The sequence below is a fragment of the Streptomyces spongiae genome (assembly GCF_009377185.1).
GTDB classification, from domain to species: Bacteria; Actinomycetota; Actinomycetes; order Streptomycetales; family Streptomycetaceae; genus Streptomyces; species Streptomyces spongiae.
This window is the reverse complement of sequence record NZ_VJZC01000063.1, coordinates 1-20,163: the sequence shown is the minus strand read 5'-3', so window position 1 is coordinate 20,163 and position 20,163 is coordinate 1. Positions and strand designations below refer to the sequence as shown.

Genomic DNA, 20,163 nt, shown 5'->3' with positions numbered 1-20,163 from the left:
GGAAAGCGGGGACGGGCACGGCGAGCAGCGGAACCCCGGCCGTGGGAGCTCCGCCGTTTCGTCGGTGTGACGTCGTGTTGCGAGAGTGTCAACTGGTGTACACGGGGGCGTCAAGAGTTTTCGAACGATGTCCGGCCTGCCGAACAAGTTGTTCTCGACCTACCGCCCAAGTCGCTCTCGGTGTCCCAACTGCGGGCGGCCGGACGGGACCAGAGCCTCTAGCCGAAGGTGGTCTCCGGGATCTGCACGTTGATCAGGTCCCCCGAGCGCGGGTCGACGGTGAGAGCGCGGCCGGGCTTGCGGTTGCGCAGATGGGCGTGGGTCAGACGGGCGCCCAGGACGTCGCCCTCCATCAGGCTCTGGGGGTCCAGCAGCACGCCCCTCCGCTGCCGTTTCAGGGCACCCAGCCAGCCCATCGCGCCCGCCATGGTGTCCCCCGTGGCGGCGGCGACCACTCCGATGCCCTGTTCCCTTCCTGACTCGACCAGGGCGCGAAGGTCCCCTTCGATGTCCGGCAGCGTCAGCAGGTCGGCGTCGTCGATGAGGACCACGCGGGGCTCGCCGCCGGTCCCCAGAGCAGCGGAGAACTCCTGTGCCGTGGGCGTCCGTGACGTGAGCAGCCGTACTCCCGGATGCCCCTCCAGGGCGCGCAGCGGCGAGTCGCGGGGGGTGAGAACGACGAGCCGGGTGCCGGAGGAGAGCAGGGAGACCGCGAGGCTCGCCAGGGTGGTGGTGCGGCCGGAGCCGGGTGTCCCGGAGACCGCGAACGTCGACGAGTCGGCGAAGTCCACCCCGACCGGCGCGACGTCGTCACCACCCAGCCCCAACAGGCCCCACATGGGTCGGCGGAGCTCCGGGGGCACCTTCTCGTACGCCTCCGTGAAGGCCACCTTCGCGGGCAGCGAGCCGATACGGCGGGGCCGACGGGCGGCCGACAGCCCCGCGTCGCGGCGGTTCGCCTCGGCGCCGATCGCGCGCAGCGCCTCCGCCTGCTCCTGGCCCGATGACCCGGGCCCGAGGAGGGCCACCTGAAGCTCGGTGCCTTCGGTGGTCCAGCCCTGTCCGGGCCTGATGACGTCGGGCATCTCCTGCCCGCGTTTGCCCACGGCGAGGTACTCGGTGCGGTCGTTCAGCCGTAGCAGCAGCTTGTTGTCGTTGAGGGAGGCGGACCGTCCGGAGAGCAGGGCGCGCTCGGACGTGGCGACGATGTGCAGACCCGAGGCGGCGCCTTCCCGCAGCAGACGGGTGAGCTGGTCCATCTGCCGGCCGCCGTTGTGATCGGCGATGAGGTCGACGAGCGCGTCCCAGCCGTCGATGAGCAGCAGGACGTGGGCGGGGCGGGCGGCCGGGGGGACGATCTCGCGCAGCTCGGCCAGGTTCGCGGCGTGATGGTGTGTCAGCTGTTCCTGACGGTGTTCCAGGTCCGCTTCGAGCCGGGCGAACAGCCGCTCCAGCCGTTCGGTGTCATTGCGGGGCACGACGGCTCCGCAGTGCGGCAGCACGCCCAGAGCGGACAGCGCGCCGCCCGCGAAGTCGATGCCGTACAGGTGCACGTCGGCGGCCGAGTGGCAGCGGGCCAGCGCCCCGGCCATGGTTCGCAGCACCTGCGACCGCCCGGAGCGCGGGATACCTATGACGTACAGGTGCCCGAACCTGTCGAGGTCCAGTCGGACCGGCAGTTGGGCCTGCGACTCGGGCAGGTCCGACAGGGCCCAAGGCACCGGGGCGAGACGGGACCCCGGGGTGGGTTCGGGCTGCGGCAGGTCGTCGACCAGCACGTGCTGGTCGAGTGGAGGCAGCCAGGGGCTGGGTTGCGGGACGCAGCCGACCAGGTCCGCCGCCTCGCGCACCGCTTCGACGAGGGCGTTGAGGTCGGTGGGAAGGTCGTCGTCCACGCCGGCCCCGGTCGGCGCCTCGACGGGTCCTGGTAGTCCGACGGCGCGGCCGAGACGCTCCCACGGCAGTTCGGTCCCCCAGACCTGAGGGGTGTCCGCCGCCGTCGCCCGCTGCGGCCGCACGGCCGGTTCGGCGCCGGGCCGGGTGGTTCCGGCGTACGCGGTCTGGAAGGGGACGACCGTTCCGTGCCCGAGGCGTGCCAGGGCACGGCCGGGGGTGTTCGGGGAGATGCTGACCGCGTCCTTGGTGTCGATGACGTCCTGGCTCTCACCGGGATCGGTGACCCGCAGGGCGATCCGCAGGTTGGTGTTGGCGCGGATGTCGCCGCTGACCACGCCCGCCGGGCGCTGCGTGGCGAGGATCAGATGGATGCCCAGCGACCGGCCGCGCTGGGCGATGCTGACCAGGCCGGGGATGAAGTCCGGGATCTCCCGGTACAGGGTGGCGAACTCGTCGATGACGAGGACCAGCCGGGGCACCGGAACCAGCTCCGGGTTCCGGCGGCGCATGCCCTGGTACTCGGGCAGGTCCTTGGCCCCGACGGCGGCGAGGATGTGCTCACGGCGGAGCAGTTCGGCCGTGAGCGAGGTCAGGGCACGCTGGACGAGGTGGCTGTCGAGGTCGGTGACCATGCCCAGGGTGTGGGGCAGCCTGACGCAGTCCTTGAAGGCGCTGCCGCCCTTGTAGTCGACGAGGACGAAGGTCAGCTCGTCGGGCCGGTTGACGGCGGCGAGCGAGCCCACGAAGGTCTGCAGCAGCTCCGACTTGCCGGATCCGGTGGTGCCCGCGACCAGGCCGTGCGGGCCGTCCTTCACCAGGTCGAAGGCGGCCGGGCCGTCGTAGCCCGCGCCGATCAGCAGCGAGGTGGACGACGGCCGCTCCGTCCAGCGTGCCGCGATCATCCCGCCGCTCGGCTCCGGCAGCCCGAGCAGGTCCAGCAGGCCGACACTGTCGGGCAGGCCCTCGGAGGCGTCCGGTGTGACGTCGTGGATGGGCGCGATGCCCCGGGCGAGGCGCTCGCACCAGGCGGGTTCCACCAGGTCGGGGCGGATGCCGGGGACGTCGGGCTGTCCGGTGCGGCGCAGGGTCAGCCGGTGGTTCTCGTACCGGACGACCGCGGTGCACTCCTCGGGCAGGAGACGTTCCTCGTGGTCCAGGCAGAGGGGGAAGATCCGGAATCCCGGGCCCTCCTTCAGGATGGACACGACACCCGGGACGTCGCGCAGGCGCCGGGCGCCGTCCATGACGACCAGCACGTCCGGTTCGCTGAGCAGGGCCTTGCTCATGGTCGAATCGGCGGCCCGCTGGCGCGTGCGCAGAGTGGCGACGAGTTCGGCCACTCGGTTGGCCACGGTCTCCGGGTCGTTGCCGATCAGGGTGACGGCTCCCCCGCGCGATCCGGGCAGGCCCTCCCGGGAGTGCGGCAGCCAGCACGCCCACTCCCAGGACTCCTGGTGGGCCTTGTCGGTGAGGACGACGATCCGCAGATCACGGGGAGTGTGCAGCATGGCGGCCTGCGCCGTCATCCACCGCGCCAGGCCCTGGACCGGGCCGGTCTCCCCGGCCAGGCCCACCACTCCGCAGTACTCCAGGTCGACGCTGACGGGGGCGTCTGGGACGGTCCAGTGGACCGCGGTGTGGTTGTCCTCGCGCGCCGAGTCGTCGATACCCAGCAGGGACAGCTGCTCGGCGGTCCCGATCCGCAGGGCGAGGTGGTCCGGGTCGCCGCGGCGCCGCTCCCACAGCCGGTGGCCGGGGCCCACCGCCCACAGTCCCGCCAGCGCCGGGTCGGGCGCGCTCTCGGTCCGCAGTCGCTGCTCCTTGGCGACCCGGTACCGGACGTCCTCCTCCAGGGAGGCGCGGCGCAGACGGTAGACGCGGCACTTCTCCTCGTAGTCCTTGCGTGCCTGCCGCCGCCCGCTGAAGTGGTTCGCCGCCATGATCAGCGGCGACACGAGCATGAAGACCAGGTAGAAGTACGAGTTCCAGAAGATGACGAAGGCGATGCCCATGATCATCGGGGCGAACGCCATGGCCAGGGGAATGGGTCTGCGCCCGGGCGGCTCGGGAGGGGCGGGCAGCCGGAATCGCTCGGGTGCGAGGTGCGGCAGGATGCGCGGCGGGCGGTTGTAGTCCAGGCCCCCGCCACCCTCGGACGGCACCACCGCGGCGTCCCTGGACGTCGGTTCGGCCAGCCGCAGCAGGAACGCGCCGACGGCGAGTTCGGCGCCGAGGGGCCAGGGCTCCCAGCCCTCGGGGAGGGCGCCGGTGTCCTGGGCGTCTTCGGTGTCCTGCTGCTCCTCTTCGTCCTCGTCCACAAGAGGAAGCAGGGGGAGGTCGGGCTTGCCCCGGTGTTCGGGCGGCTCCGGGACGGACAGCCGTGCGCTGCCGTCCGACGGCAGCTCGACGATGGCGGATCCGTCCGGGCGTACGGTGATCCGCAGGCCGTCGGAGGGTACGCCGCGCCCTTGCAGCGGTACGGCGGAGCCCTCCAGGGGGCCGATGCCGTGGGTGCCGACGCCGAGGGTGTGCACCCGGCCGGCGTCGGGTCCCCCGACGACCTGCAGTTCGACGACCGGTGAGTGGTCGACCCGCTGCGGCTGTGGCATCGCGTGCCGTTCGGGCCCGTACTCCGCTCCGGTCGGCGGGACGGGGGCTCCCAGGCCGATGACGCTGCCGTCCATGACCTGGGTGGCGCCCAGCGGCGCTCCAGGGGGCAGCGCCTGGCCGTCCAGATAGCAGACGGGCACGGCGGGCGGCTTCGTCGTGTCGGTCACCGTGTCGCCGGTCCGCAGCCACACCAGGTGTTCGGTGAATTCCCGCACGGGGGTGGAGGCGTCGGCGCTCAGCATGACGTCCTGACGACTTGCGGGGTCGCCGTCGGCCACGGTGGTGATGAGGAGTTTCACGTCTCCCCTTCGAGTCTTGGGGGCGAGCAAGGGAGTGAGGTGGGGCGGCGAGCGCGGTAGGGCTGCGGGCTACTCGTCGCCGGTCGAGGACGCCTGGGCGGAGCGTGTCCGGGCGGTGGCCGGCTCGGACAGTAGATCGGAGCCGGTGCCGGTCCGGGCCTGGGCCGGGAGCACGGGTTGCTCCGTGAGTTCCGCGGCTTCCTCTGTGAGTTCTGGGGGTTCCGGCGCCCTGGGCACCCCTCGCTCACGCCGTGCGACGGCCGACTCGATGGGGCGGGGCCTCTCGGGCGCGCGGCGCGAGCGGCGCCGGTCCGCCCGTACTGCTGCGGCGACGGCCCGGCTGAGCGGGGCGCAGTCCGCGTGCAGGCCGAGGTCCGGGGCGGTGACCCGGCCCCGGGCGTCCACGCGGAGGGCCCAGCTGTGCCCGGGCACCGGGCCGTCCACGAGACAGACGACGGTGCCGGAGGCAGCGAGCGCTCCGAGCTTTAGGGCCTGGTCCGGGGTGGGGGCGGCGCAGACCACGACCTCGGTGGTGGCGGTGACCGCTTCCTCCGGCGCCTCGGGCGCGGTGGCCTCCAGGTCCCGCAGCACGGTGTCGAGCCGCTCCCCGTGGTGGTGGGGGTGTACGCCGTCCGTCACGGTTGTCGAGGCTCCGCTGCCCGGCCGGTCGAGCTGCGCGGCCAGCGCGTGGAGCAGGCGCGTCCGGGCGGCGGAGTCACCTTCGACGGTGATCATCCGTGGCCCTGCTGCCAGGTCGAGGTGGACGCAGGCGTCGTCCGCCATGCCGACGGCGACGGGCAGCGGCCGGACGCGCGCATCGGCGCGGGGCGTGGCGTCGGGCAGGGCCGTCACGTCGGCGGCGTTGTCGGCGGTGTCGAGTTCCAGGCACCAGGACTGCGGCCCCGGTCCGTCGTCCGCCTCCCACGGAGCGGGGGGAGCGGGCAGCCGCCGGGCGGCTATCTGGACGGCGGCCCACCCCGGCTGCGTCCGCAGCCCGTACGCGAAGGCCCCGGGCGCGTCGCCGAGGGCGGACCCGGCCGCGTCCAGCAGCCGCCGTACGAGCAGTCCGGCCCGGGGGTCGGACAGGTGGCGGGCCAGTGTGCGAACCCCTCGGCGGTGGCGCCGGTACGCGCGCAGCGGCTCACCGAACGCCTGCCGGGTCAGGGCCAGCTCTCGGGCGACGCGCCGTCGGCACCGCCGCCAGCCGCCGTGCTTGCGTACGAAGTGCCGCAGCAGGAGGAAGAGCAGCAGGAGCACGACGACGAGGACGAGGATTCCCGTCCACAACGACTTGTCGGGCTTGCCCAGCGCGATCAGCTGCCAGGGCGCCCGTCTGCCCGCCGTCACGCCGCCACCATCAGGTGCCGGGCGTTCCGTCGACGCAGCTCCCGCAGGGCGTGATGGGTCCGGGACTTCACCGTGCCCGGCGGTATGGAGAGGGCGTGTGCGGCGTCCGGGCCGGTCCAGCCGAGCACGTAGACGTAGAAGAGGATCTCGCGGTGGGGCAGGGAGAGGCAGGAGAGCGCGTTCACGAGGTAGCGGCGCTGAACCGCCTCGCTGATCGGGTCCACGGGTTCGGCGTGCGTCTCCAGGAGTTCCTGGTGGAACTCGGGGCGCGCCTGCTCGCGTCGGGTCCAGTCGATCACCAGGTTGTGGGCCACCCGGAACAGCCAGGCCCGCGAGGGCGACCAGCCCGGTGGCTGGTCCACGGAGCTCAGCCAGGCGCGCAGCAGCGTCTCCTGGACGAAGTCCTCGGCGCGTTGCCGGTCGCCGCGCAGCATTCCGCTGACGTAGCGCAGGAGCGGCCCGTGGTGCCGTGCGTAGAGCTCACGGACGGAGCCGTCGGCGGTGGGAGCGTTTCCACCGTGCCTGTGAGAGCTCCCGGCCGTGCAGGAGCTGGTCGTGGGCGTTCTCATGGGATGCCTCCCCCAGTACCGGCATCGCTGTCTGAGCCGGTCCGGTCGTGCGCCGCGCGTGCGGCATGAGCGGAGCAGAGTGAACCGGGGTGCCCCCGGGGGTGACCAGCACGTCCACGAACGGAACGTGTGGTTCCTGTTGGGGCGTGAGTCTATGTGCGCTGCTCCGACTTGCAAGAGGCTTTGAGGCGAACATGAGGTTCTACATGAGAACGTGACCAGGGCGAACGTGATGCGCGAGGCGCGCCTGTGCCTCTCCGGGAGGGGCTTTTGGAGGCGACATGCCAAGAAGGTGCCGCCCCGGAGCCAGGTCCGGGGCGGCAGCCCTTTTGGCGGTGCGCTGCCGTCGGTCACTAGGACGGCATGCTGTCCCTGATCTGCTTGTCCGTCATGAGGAAGTTGTCCTTGACCTTCTGGTACTGGAGCGCGAACTGCTTGATGTTCGTCACCGCCTCAGTCACCGACTTGTTGAAGGCCGAGTAGGAATCCTCCAGTTTCGCGCGGCTCGCCGGCAGCACCATGCCGCTGTCGAGCAGGGTGACGACTTCGTTCTGCAGGCTTGTCAGCTTGGGCACCAGGTCGTGGTCGACGGCGTTGTTGAGATTCCTGGCCGTGTTCTCGACCATCTCTTCGTCGATGTGGAGCGTCGCCATATGTCCTCTTCGTGTCTCGGTGCGTCCGGTCGATGACCGACCCGGGCGCGGGGTGATGGATGGAACCGCCGGTGCTCGACCTGGGTCGCAGCAGTCCGGTGGGGCCCTGTGGGCATCCAGGAGGGGGAAGTGGGTGCCCGCAGGGAGTCAGGGGTGGGGGGAGGCGTGCGGCCGCCGGAGGCGGTCCACGGCACTAGGTGCCTCCGAGCCTTCCGAGAGGGGGCTCGTCGCCGTAGCGCGTGTGCTGGGTGATGGATTCCTTCAGGTACCAGGTCCCGTTGCGGTTCTTGTACCAGATCTCCTGGATCTCGTTGTTCCCGTCGGCGACGTAGCGCGTGGTCTCCGTGGTGACGACCTTCAGGACCGAGCCGTCGGGGAGTGTGTAGTCCGTCCGGGTGTTGCCGCCCGGCAGCTCGGTGGTGGTCCTCGGGGAGGAAGGTGCGTCGGCCGGGCTGCCCCCGCCGTCAACGAGCGGCTTCTCAACCGTCAGGTACGCGGGCGGCCTGCCCACGCCGTTGGCGACGTCCTCCTGGCCTGAGGGTGTGTCCTCCCATTGCCAGACCAGCCCCCACTCCCCGTCCGGCATCTTGCTCCACATCTGGAGCGGGCGGCCCTTTTCATCGGTGACATAGCGCATCGATTCCCCTGGGGCGCCTCCCTCGGAATCGGCGTCCATATAGACCTTCGTGACGGTTCCGTCGGCGGTCCGGGTCGTCGTCACGGAATCCCCGTCGCCCGGCAGCTTGCGGTACGTCTCGGAGTAGACCATCCCGTTCTTGCTGTTCGTGACGGTCGTGGTCGTCTCGATCGGGTTGCCGTCCTTGTCGAGCTCGACCTCACCGTTCTGGTCGAGCTTGTACGTGACCTCCGTGGTGCCGTTCTCGGTGGTCTGCCGGAACGACTTGGGGGCATCGGGCGGCGGTGCCTCCGGATTCCGGTCCTGTCCGCGCCTTTGATACAGGGGGTCGGGTCGGCCGCTGTCGGGGGTCCAGGGCTTCTCCTTCTGCATCTCCTCGAGGTCGTCGGCCTTGCTCTGCTTCAGCTCGTCCGACCGCTTCCGCAGGTCCTCGTCCGCCTTGTCGAGGTTCTCCCGCTCCTGGTCGAGCGCGGGCTGCTCCTTCCACAGGTCCTCCTGCTGCTTCTGAAGGTCCTCCCGCCGCGGCTGGAACCCGTCCTGATCCCTGCTCAGGTCGTCGCGCTCCGAGTTCAGGAGTTCCTGCTCCTTCTCCTGACCCTCTGCCAGCTTCTTCCGCTCGGCGTCGTGCTCCTTCCAGAGGGCCTTCTGTTCCCCGAGCAACTCGGCCTGTCGCTTCTCCAGTGGTTCCTGGTCCTTGAGGATCGCCTGCTGCTCGCTGTCCAGTTCCCGCTGTCTGCGCTCCAGGGGTTCGAACGCCTTCGCCTGTTCCCGCTGACTCTCCTCCAGGGCGTCCCACTTCTTCTGCAGGGGTTCGCCCTCCTGCTTCCAGAGGGCGTCCTGTTCAGCCGTGAGCGCGTCCTGCTTCTTTTGCCAGGCGTCCAACTCGCCCTGGGTGACACCGTTTTTGCGCAGCAGGGCGTTGCGTTCCGCCCACAGGGCCTGCTGCTTTTTCTGCAGAGCGCTCTGCTTGGCGTCGTAGCTGTCCTGTTCCCTCTGCAGGACTGCCTGTTGCGCCAGGAAAGCGGCCTCCTGCTTCTTGCGCAGGTCCGCTTCCTCACGCCACAGCGCCTGTTGCTTCTCCTGAAGCTCCTCCTGGCGCTGCCGCAAAGGCTCCTGTTCCTCATCCAGAGCCTTGAACTTCGCGTCCAGCGCGTCCTGTTCGGCTTTTTGGGCGGCGTCCTGCCTGGTGCGCTCCTCCAATTGGGTGCGCCACAATGCCTGCTGCCTTTCCTGGAGCTCCTCCTGCCGTTTCCGCAGAGGCTCTTGTTCCTTCTCCAGGGCCTTGTTCTTCTCGTCCAGCTCCTGCTGCCGCTTCTCCAGGGCCTCCTGCTTCTTTTCCAGTGCGGCGCGCTTCTTGGCCAGTTCGGCCTCCTGCTGTTTCAGGCGGGTCTCCTGGGCCGCGTACCGCATCCGGATGTCGTCGGCCTGTACCTTCTTCCGCTTGGCGTCCATCCGCTGCTCGTAGGCCTTGCGGTCGGACTCGGCCTGCGCCCGGTGGAGGGAGGCAGCCTGCTGGGCCGCCGAGGAGGCGGTGCCGGCGTCCGCGTCGTAGAAGTTCTTTCCGATCTCGTCCAGGAGGTTTCCGAGGTCGGTGAAGACCTGCCACGCCTGCTGGAAGGATTTTCGCCAATCGCCGTAGAAATCGGTGAGCGCTTCGGTCGTCTGCTTACGGTTGCCGATGTCCGAGCGGGCGAAAGTACGCTTCGACTGCGACTCGATGTCCATCTCGTCACGGAGGTGCCACACATGCCGGGCGAGTTCGTACATCAGGTCGTAGTCGATCGACAGGCGCCTCCCACCAGACTGGGGATCTGCCATTTACTCGGTACTCCCTTCCGGTCTCGGTGGCGAATCGGTCCGTGATGCGTGGCGGCCCTCGCATCGGGTTGCCCTGTAGACGCAATGGGGGGTGCGCACGGTTCAAACGAATTTCACTCGAATCACACTGACCAGTAAGTATGTGGCGTGCATCACTCGGGTGAACTGCGGGCCGTTCCATTTACGTCACCAGGAGGTCAACCGCGCGAACGCGGCCGACCCTCGTGTCCTGAACACTTTGGAGGACCCTGTGGCCAGCCCCGATGACTGGAACAAAGTTGGTCTCGACGGAAATCCGGTCTCGGGAAACCCTGATGTCCTCGACGGCATCGCCAATGAGCTCTGGGACCTCAGGGACGTGGCCCGTGATGTCGACGCAGGGCTCGACGTCTTGCTGCGCAGTTCAGAGAGCGGGGGATTCGAGGGCAGCACCGCAGACGGCATGCGCGACTACGTCAAGAAGGAACTCAAGACGTTCACGGCGAACGTCGCCCTCTCGTTCGAGCAGGCCGGTAACGCCGTGGCGCGGTACGCGCTCTCCCTGCGGCGTGCCCGGGACAGAGCCGAGGACGCCGCGAGGCGGGCCGGCCAGGTCGCCATACCCCCGGCAGGCCTCGTCGGAAAGAACGCCCCGCCCCCGGCGGAGCTGACCGCCGCCAAGAACGACGTGGAGGCGGAGGTCGACTTCGTCACCGCCGAGGCGAAGATCATGGAGGAGGCCCTCCACGACGCGGCCTCCCTGGTGTCCCGGCCCGTCAAGAAGGTCAAGAAGACCTTCTGGCAGAAGTTCTGGCACGCCCTGGAGATCATCGGCGTGGTGCTGGCGGTCGTCGGCGTCATCTTCGGAGGGTGGATAGCGCTCGCCGCGTTCGCCGTGGGCGCGGTGCTGTTCTTCAAAGCCGTGGCCGACTACGCGGCGGGCAAGGGCAACGGCCTCAGCCTGGCCCTGGCGTTCCTGGGCATTATGTTCCCGTCGACCAAGGGCCTCACCACCGCAAGCGGCCTGCTGCGGGTGCTCGGGGCCGGGGGGAAGGCCCTCCTCGGAGGAGGGGCGAGGGCAGCCTCGGCGATGACGCGTACGGTCCTTCAGGGCAGCAGGATGCTGTTCTCCGCCCCCGGCAATTTCGCGCGCATGTCCGCCCAGAACCTGCTGGGCGCGGCCCGCTGGACGGGCAACCTGGTCTCCGTCCTTCCGGGCGCGATCCGTACCGGGTGGCAGGTGAGTCGCGATGTCGCCAGGGGCACGTGGAAGCAGTTCACCGGCGGGCTGGGCCGCGACTTCGCGAGGTCCACGAGCTTCGTCGGCGGCAGCAGGGCCCTGCGGCTGAGCGTCTTCGCCATGGTCGCCCTGCCCCGGTTCATGGCGAACACGTTCCTGCCGCTCAGGTATTTCGAGATCTCCAAGTTCGGCTGGCGGGGCGCCTTCCGCATGGGCATCCTCGAACGCGGCCTGCACATGCGGCCCACCGTCGGCCAGTCCCTCACCCGGATCGGCGGCGGCCTCGGCAACGCCCCCTCGTTGCGGCCCAAGGATCCGTTCGCGTCCGGCTCCGGCAGGCCGTTCGGCGATGTGACGACTCCCCGGCTGGTCGTTCCCGGCACACAGGCGTGGAACGACGCGATCGACGATCTGGGCGAGTTCCTGCCGCCCGGCGCCCCGGCATCCTGGTCGGGAGTCAGCTCACTGCCGCCCCGTACGCCCGGCGGGATGCGCGGAGGGATGCCGGACGGAACGTTCGGCCGGATCCCGGCCGCACCCGACGACCTGCTGGAACCGGTCTCCTTCAACGGCCTGGACCCCGCGATGGCCAACTGGGGCAGCAGTGTGTTCCCGATGCGGAGTCTCGACACCCTGGGCACATACAGGGGCGGCTCGCTGCCATTCCCCCTGTTCCGCACGGTGGACAACCTGGACCAGCTGGGCAGGCCCGTCGTCCCCGGGCGCGGGCCCCTCCTGTCGGCGGACCCGGACAGCGCGGTCGTCCGGCTGCGGGAACTGGACACCGCCCTGGATCTTGAGCGCACCGGCACCGGCCTGCTGAAGCCCATCGACGACCTGTCGGAACTGATGTCCCTGAGTGTCGACGGCAAGCTCGGCGGTCTGACTCCGGAGCAACTGGTCAAGGTCCTCGACGGTGAGGTCGACCTGGTGAACGTCACCCCGGAGGGGGTCGTCCTGCGCATCGGCAAGACCGATCCGGTGGACGTCCTGGTCGGCGGCAGGGACGAAGTGACGATCCGCGTCCTGGAACCCCCGCAGGGCGGCACCCTGCCACCCACCTTCCTGAGCAGGATGGCCGGACCGGACTCGCCCACCCGCATGGGCATCAGCCTCGACGACCTGGCACGGCTGATCCCGGACACCACCGACGGCATGCGCGAGGCACGTCAGCTGCTCGGACTGGGCCCGGCGCGGAACGACCTCACCGTCCAACCGGTGACACCGCAGCCCGGCTTCCAGCCGCTGACGCTGCGGGAGATCGTCACGGGCGGGGCGGTCGGCAAGACCGCCGGGGAGCGCTTCCAGGCCTGGGTCCGGGTGCAGAACGCCGAGCTGGACCTGGACACCGCCGGCCGCGCACTCACCAGGCTGACCGAGCTGCCCGACACTCCCCCGCTGCGGCTCGCCCAGGCCGAACTGGACCTGAGCGGCGCGGAGCTGCGGCTCAACCAGGCCCGGATGGACTTCGGCAGGCTCGGCATGGACCCGGACGTGGTCCGCCAGAACATCTCGGTGATGACGGTCCGCCTGGAGGGGCCGGTGGCCAACCTGCCGACCGGTGAACTGCCGCTGCTGGACAGCTTGGGGCAGCCCACCGGTCGATGGATCACCGTGGAGTCCGGGGAGACCCCGACCTGGGTCCTCAGGACGGATGCGGGAGTCGTTCCCGGCACCACCGTGCGGATGGCCGACGACGGCTTCGTGGTCACCACTCCCGAGGGTGTCTTCAAGGTCGGACCGGACGGCACGCCTGTGCCCGATGTCGGCCGGCTCCTGGGGGATCTGGGCCGGTTCGACGGCGTACGGCTCTCGGGATCGGGCGAGCTGACAGGGCTGGGGCTGAGGGTGACGCAGCTTTCGGCGACCGATCTCGTCCCGGTGGCGTTCCGGATCGACGTCACGGACTTCACCGCCGCGGGCGGGCCGGTGCGGCTGCCGGATCTCGCGGTGGCGGTCCGCGAGGGCGGCGGCTTCACCGTCGCCGGCCCGCCCAGCGGGGTGCGCCTGCAGTTCGACGGCGCGGGGGTGCTGGAGTTCCGGGAGTTCCGGGTCCCCGGCACGGACCTCTCGCTGCGTTTCGGTGACGACGTCATGAGTGGGCTGCCGCAGGTGGTCGGCGCGGACGGGCTCCCGTTCACCGGCGCGCAGGGCATGGACTTCGTACGGACGGCCGACGGCGGTCTGACGGTGCGGGTGCCCATGACGGACGCGCCGGGTGCCGCCGCGGCGGAGTTCCGGTTCGGCCTGAGGGGCGCGCTGATCGGCCGCGACGTTCCGCTGACCGGGCACGGCATGGACGTACTGTCCGGCATGAGTCTGCGCCTCGGCTTCGACACGGGTATCGCCGGAACCGTGGTGTCACGGGACCTCGTCGGCGGTGGCTTCGGCACCCGCCTGCTGTTCCGGATCGACGCGACCCCGTCGTCGCTGACCGGTCGGCTCGGCGAAGGGGCCACGCTCACCGAGTCGTTCAGCGGCAGGGTGTTCCACTTCGACAGCGCCGGGCAGCTCCGTCTCCGTGACCTGCCGGACGGGCAGGGTGGCTTCCTGCGGTTCGAGGGCACCTCCGAGACCCCGTCACTGCGCCTGGACACCTCCGGAACGCCGGTGGAACGGCTGTCGGTCTCGGGGCTGGACGACGCCGGTGCGGTGGGCGACTTCCGGCCCGTGGACTTCGGCGGGGCGCCGCAGACGCGGTTCCCGCTGGACGGCATCCCCGAGCAGATCCTGCCGGGCGACGCGCTCGCGGAGCGCTTCCCGTTGGCGGCGATCCCCGAGGAGAGCCTGCGGGAGGTATCCCTGTCGGCGCCCGGGCTGGAAGGCGTACGGCTGCGGTTCACCGAAGCGCCTGGGGGCGAGGTGCTGCCCGACGTCGCGCATTGGGAGCTCGCCGATTCAGCCGGGCTGTCCATGGCCGACCGCCTGGTGCTGGAGCAACTCGACGACGGGGCGTTCACCGTCGTCGACCCGGTGCGCAACGCACGCTGGGAGCTGGACCCGCAGCTTCAGCCGCTGTCCCTGGAGGTCGGGCTCCCCGGTACGGAGCGGTCCCTGCGGTTCGACCTGGCCGGGGACCAGTTGCCGACCGTGGTGGGCCGGGGCACCGTGTCGCCGGCCGACGGGTTCGTGGTCGAGCCGCTGCGAGGCGGTTCGGGTGAGCTGACCGGAGTGACCGTACGGATGCCGGACACCCCGGGGGCACGGGGCCCGCTGCCGGAGTGGCGGTTCGACAACGCCGGGCTGCTGCGCGAGGCGAGGCTGCCGCTGACCGGTCCCGGAGCCGATCCGGCGCTGCGAGGGCTGACCGTGCGGGTGGTTCACAGGCCCGCCACGGAACTGGGCGCCGGCGGGCGGACGTTCGAGCTGATCGGGTCATCGCGAACGACGGGTGCGTTCACCGTCGCCCCCCTGACGGGGGAAGCGGCGCAGCGCCTGCCGGGCGGCTTCTCCCTCACCGACTCGGTGACGGGCCTGCGCTGGAACGCCGACAGCGCGGGCCGGATCGACCTGGCGGCGAGCGTGGCCGAGGACGGACTGCGGGTCGAGCGCCTCGGAGATCTCGACGCCCTCGACGATCTCGACACCCTCGGTTCCGTCGCCGACCGCCTCTCCACCGAGTCGCCGCATGTCGGACCACTCACCCAGGTACCGGACGGGGGGCTCGGACCCCTGCCCGACCTGGAGCGCATCTTCCAGGGCACGCTGCGTGAGGGAGCGGCACTTCGCCCGGAACCGGTCCCGACCGCCCTGACGTCCGCGCTGGTCGGCGGCCGGACGGACCTCTCCTCCGTACGCGGGCTGGACGAGTTCTTCCACACGGTGGACGAGGTGGCGCACGACCCGCGTACCGCGCCGGGCGTGCTCCAGGTCGAGCGGCTCGCCACGGAGGCACAGGACGTGCTGCGTACGGGTGGCTTCGACACCCGCCTTCTGCACGGGGATCTGCGAGGCCTGCGCAGCAGCGCCCTGGCCAGGGTGACCGGCGACGCGCGCCAGGCGCTCGACGCGCATCTGGGGTCGCTGTCCGGTGACACGCGAGCGGCCGGAGCCGTCGGGCCGGACGGGCGGCCGTTCGACGTGGACTTCACCGTGACGCCCGGATGGGGCGGCGGTCACTCCGTCGTGCACGACCTGACCGGTCTGCGGATGGAGTTCGACGCCCAGCGGGGGCTGGTCTCCCGCGAGTTCTTCCTGCATGACGCCCCGACGGACCTCGCCGGGCTGAAGCTCGCCGCGTCCGACAGCATGACCGGGGAAGGCCTGCTGATCAGGGAATTCACGGTCGTGGACCCGGCGGGGGCCGTGGACCGGTTCGTGGCGGAACCAGTGGGCTCGGCGCTTGAACAGACGGGTGCCCGGTTCTCGGTCCTCGACCGTGTCACCGGCAACCGGTTCCACTTCGCGCTCGAAGGCACGATGATCGCCGGCGATGTGCAGCTGGGCCGGACCCTGGGCGTACTGCGCCTGGACATGAGCGCGGCGGGCCGTCCGCCGAGGGTGCTGGACACGGCGGGAGCACCGGTGTCGTCGCTGCGTGCGGACACGCTGGGCGGCGGCCGAGTGGCCCTGACCCCCGTCGGCGAGTCCCTCACCCGGCCGTTGCAGCGGGTGGTGATCGACTCGCACAGCCTGGGCGTGACGGAGAAGATCATCGGCGTTCCCGGTCCGCGCGGCGACCTGTTCGGCCAGTACTGGAAGGTCGACTACACCTCGGGCACGGCCGTACGCCTCGACGAGGCCGGACGCGAGCTGACCGGGCGGCTCGACACCGCCACCGTCCGTATGACGCCCAGCGGGGAGATCGCCCTGGTGGGCTCGGACGGCCGGATCCTGTACGAGAGCCTGGGTCCCGGCAGGACGGTCGCGGCGGTGGACCGTACCGTCGACCTGGAGAACCTCAGACCCGCGGAGCCCGTGTGGCGGGCGACCGACGAGCCGCTGTGGCGGTACGACGACCGCGCTCCCGAGGCGATCCACACCGAGGGGTTCCGGCCGAAGAACCCTTCCTTCCTGGATCTCGGGCAATACGTCAGAGCGAACAGTCCCTCCGGCTTCGTCAGCACCACCGCCGACTCCGCGCTCTCGTGGGGATCGCGCTACAAGTACGAGATCGACGCGCCCGGTGGCATCGACGTCAACAAGACCTTCGACAAGGATCCCGTCCTGAGCCGGGGCGGAAACCCGTTCGCGAACGAGGCCGAGATCTCCTTCGCCGGCGGCGTGCAGCCACGCTTCGTCAAGGGCGCGGAGGTGATGAGCGGCGCCGAGCGCGGCGTGTGGAAGCCCAACCCGGCCTTCCGCCCCGAGGGTGCGGAGCAGGAGTGGACGCGGCAGGCGACGTACTTCTTCAAGGCGATGAACCAGACGCCGGCGCCGATGGCCACGACGCACACGGTGAACCCGGGGGCGACCGTGCACTCCGTGGTGCAGGTGGTGGAGCAACCGCTGCACGGCGCACCGGAGTTGACCGCCGGTATGAAACTGAGGATGACGCAGGGCCCGGCGGCGGACGGCGCGGCCCATGCCCCGCATGTGGAGCTGCTTGGCCCCGACGGGCTGCGGCCGCAGGGCTGGTCGGTGGTGTCCCACAACGAGGGTTTCACGGTCACCGACCCCACCGGGCAGACGCACTGGAACTTCGACTCCCAGTTGCAGCCCCTCGCCGACGACCTGCCGTTGGGCGGCCAGGGGCTGCCCGACGAGGACGACCTGCTCACCTTCGACTTCGAGGCCGACTTGCCATTCCCGGCAGCAGGCGACGAACTCGCACAACTCGACGACCTCCTCCTACCTGACCCCACGCCCAACGGCCACGGGCTCCCCGACGACCCGTTCCACCAACTCCCCGACGAGGACGACCTCTTCACCTTCGATTTCGAGGTCGACCTGCCGTCCCCGGCGGCCGGCGACGAACTCGCGCAACTCGACAACGTCCTCCTGCCCGACCCCACACTCAACGGTCACGGAGCCCTCAACGACCCGCTGCCGTCAATCCCCGAAGACGACGAGCTGTTCGCCTTCGACCTGCCCGCCGCAGGGTTGTCGCCCACGGCCGGGCCGTCCCGGCCCCTGGCCGAGGGCTGGTCGATCGTCCAGCACCAGGGTGGCGGCTTCACGGTCTTCGATCCGTCCGGGCAAAGGCTCTGGAACCTCGACGGCCAACTTCAGGTCCTGTCGCAGCACGTGCAGGTCCCGGGCACCCAGTACCTGGTGTCCTTCGACTTCACCGGGCAGCACTCCCCGACCGTCCTGGGGCCCGACGGCTTGCCCGCGTCCGGTTGGTCGGTGATGGAGCACCAAGGCAACTTCGCGGTCCTCGACCCGACGGGGCACATCCGCTGGACCATCGAGCCCCACATGGTGGAGACCCCCGATCCGAACGCGCTGCTGGCGAACGGGGCCACCCTGGCCGACGACGTGCCGCTGCCCGGTGTTCCGGGCGACCCGCTGCTGCACGGCCATTCCGTGCTGGCCCACTACCCGCCGGGCTTGGGCCCCGGCCCGGCCGTGTCGCGGTTCGAGATTCTCGGGCCGGCGGCGGACCGTTTCCTGGTCGGACCGGTGGACGCGGCGCTGGAGCAGCTCGGCGCCCGGTTCTCCGTCCTCAGCCGCGACACCAACAACCTGTTCCATTTCGGTGCCGGGGGGTCGCCGGTCGGCGTCGACGTCTGGCTGGGACAGGACATGGGCATCCTGCGCCTGCCTCTGGACGGGTCCGGCCGGGCTCCCGAGGTGCTGACCTCCATGGGCACGCCGACGGCGGCGATGCGGGCGCAGGAGTTCCCCGGTGGCCAGGTCGCCGTACTCCCGGTCGGCCGGCAGCTGACCCGCCCGTTGCAGCATGTGGTGATCGACCCCCACAGCCTGGAAGTGCTGGAGAAGACCGTCGGTATCCCGGCGAGGTTCGGCGACCGGCAGGGCCGGTACTGGCGCGTCGACTTCACCTCGCGCACGGCCGTCACCCTCGACGAGGCCGGTTTCGAACTGCCCAGCGGCTTCGACCCCGTCAGGGTCGACGTGGAGCCGAACGGCGAGTTCAGCCTGCTCGGCGCGAACGACGGGGTGCTGTACGCGAGTTCCGGACCGGGGCGCCTGCTTGCGGCGATCGACCCGGTGGATCTGGGCACGCTGGCCCCCGAGCGGATCGTGTGGCGCAAGACCGACGAGACGTTGTGGCGGAACGACAACCGGGGCCCGGAGACGATCTTCAACGAGGGCTTCCGGCCCAGGGATCCCGCCTTCCTCGACCTGGACGAGTACGTCAGGGCCAACACGCACTCCGCCTTCGTCAGCACGACCATCGATTCCAACCTGGGGTGGAACTCGAAGTTCAGGTACGAGATCCACGCGCCCGGCGGCATCGACGCCAACGAGTCCTTCCGCGCCAACAACGCGGCCAACCCGTTCGCGAACGAGGTCGAGATCTCCTTCCCCGGCGGCGTGCACCCACGGTTCATCCGACGCGTCGAGGAACTGCAGGAGGGCCAGGCCATCGGGCAGCTGGACAACCCGGCGTTCCAGTCCATGGTGGGCGACGAGGTGTCACGGCGGACCGCCACCTACTTCATCCGGGCGATGGACCAGACTCCCGCCCCGATGACGGTGACGCACACCATGCGGCTGGAGGACGCCACGGGGACGGTACTCCCCGTGGTCCACGTCACGGAGGAACCGCTGGTCGGGGCCCCCGATCTGGCCGGGATGAGGTTCCGGCTGACGGAGATGCCGCAGACGGGGACCTCCACCGCCTTCTCCCGCATGGAACTGCTGGGCCAGGACGGCCTTCCGGTACCGGACCGGACGCTCCTGCCTCGCGAGGGTGGCGGTTTCACGGTGAGTGGCGGCCCTCGCGGCGACCTTCACTTCGGCCCCGGCGGCGCCTTCGAGTTCCGTGACGTGCGGCTGGGAGGCATCGACCACACGCTGCGGTTCGACACCCCGTCCGGCGTCGACGGCATGCCGAAGCTGCTGGGCAAGGAGGGCGCGCCGGTGGAGGGCGTCCAGATCCGGCGTGCGGGCGACGGTGGCCTGACGGTGGACGTACGCGTGCCGTGGCAGGAGGACACGCGGCTGCGGTGGCGGTTCGCCGAGAACGGGGAGCCGGCCGGCCAGTCGGTGATCGTCCCTGACCGGCTCGCGGCGGCCGTGGACCGGTCGGTGGACGTCGACAGCATCACGCCGAAGGACCTGGTGGCCTGGCGGGACTCGTACGAGACGCTGTGGCGGTACGACGATCGCCCGCCGAAGGTCATCTTCAAGGAGGGCTTCGCTCCCCGGAACCCCGAGCACGTCGATCTCAAGCAGCTCGTCGAGTTCAACCGGCACTCGGCGTTCGTCAGCACGACCTTCAGCGCGGACGCGAAGTTCGCCAGGGGCACGTTCCGGTACGAGATCTACGCGCCGGGCGGTATCGACGCCGGCGAGACCCTCAGGGACGTCCACATCGGCGACGGTGTGGGCAACCCCCACGAGGGCGAGTTCGAGATCTCGTTCCCCGGCGGTATCAGGCCGCAGTTCATCAAGGGCGCCCACAAGGTCGTGGACCCGGACGGAGCGCACACCCTCACCCGGTGGAAGGCCAACCGGGGTTTCGACCCGACCGCGGTCAACACCGAGGTCGTGCGCCCGATCGCATCGCAGGACGTCCAGCGGATCTTGTCCGATGCGGCGGCCAAGGCACCCGTGTCCAAACCGGTGCAGGTCCCGGAGGAGCTGGAACGGTTCGCCCGGGCCTTCGGCAAGATGACCGCGTTCGAGGCCGGCAAGCTGTGGGACGACGCCAGTGGGATCATCTCGCAGTTCGACGCGTTCCCCCTGAGGATCGACGGGGAGCGCGCGGCCCTGCTGAAGCGGGACCCCTTGCAGTACTGGCACACGATGCGTGTGGCGCAGGAACTGCATCTCCACGCGGGCAGAAGTCAGAAGTTGCTCCGCGGCATCGACGTGGCCAGGGATCTGGCCGCCGAGCGGGGCGTCGACGGCGTCCCCCGGGGACTCGTGGGCGGGAGCCCCGGGCCCGCGCACCTGCCCGGGTCCTCCGGCGGGGCCGGCCCGTCCGGCGAGCGTACGGCCCTGGACGGTCCGGCGGTCCAGACCTCCGCCCCTGCCGCTC

General features: G+C 70.5%; 6 protein-coding genes. 1 reads left to right on the top strand and 5 read right to left on the bottom strand.

Annotated elements, in window-relative coordinates:
* Positions 1-218: 218 nt before the first annotated feature.
* The 5 genes from FNH08_RS12300 to FNH08_RS12280 form a co-directional block, all read right to left on the bottom strand.
* The gene (locus tag FNH08_RS12300; RefSeq protein WP_322724315.1) at positions 219-4,805 is read right to left on the bottom strand and encodes an FtsK/SpoIIIE domain-containing protein; all 4,587 of its coding nucleotides are present in this window, start codon (positions 4,803-4,805) and stop codon (positions 219-221) included.
* A gap of 69 nt (positions 4,806-4,874) precedes the next feature.
* Positions 4,875-6,152, bottom strand: a complete 1,278-nt coding sequence (locus FNH08_RS12295) for a hypothetical protein (protein ID WP_152771512.1) — start codon at positions 6,150-6,152, stop codon at positions 4,875-4,877.
* Positions 6,149-6,721 carry a sigma-70 family RNA polymerase sigma factor gene (locus FNH08_RS12290; RefSeq protein WP_152771511.1) on the bottom strand — a complete coding sequence of 191 codons (573 nt, stop codon included), beginning with the start codon at positions 6,719-6,721 and terminating at the stop codon, positions 6,149-6,151. Before FNH08_RS12290 ends, FNH08_RS12295 begins: the two co-directional genes overlap by 4 nt.
* 353 nt (positions 6,722-7,074) lie before the next feature.
* On the bottom strand, positions 7,075-7,374 hold the full coding sequence (locus FNH08_RS12285) for a hypothetical protein (RefSeq protein WP_152771510.1): 300 nt from the start codon (positions 7,372-7,374) through the stop codon (positions 7,075-7,077).
* A gap of 193 nt (positions 7,375-7,567) precedes the next feature.
* Positions 7,568-9,829: a coiled-coil domain-containing protein gene (locus FNH08_RS12280; RefSeq protein ID WP_152771509.1), complete on the bottom strand. Its 2,262-nt coding sequence runs from the start codon at positions 9,827-9,829 to the stop codon at positions 7,568-7,570.
* A gap of 250 nt (positions 9,830-10,079) precedes the next feature.
* Here FNH08_RS12280 and FNH08_RS12275 point away from each other — a divergent pair.
* The coding region (locus FNH08_RS12275; RefSeq protein WP_152771508.1) for a scabin-related ADP-ribosyltransferase at positions 10,080-20,163 on the top strand (10,084 nt) is incomplete at its 3' end.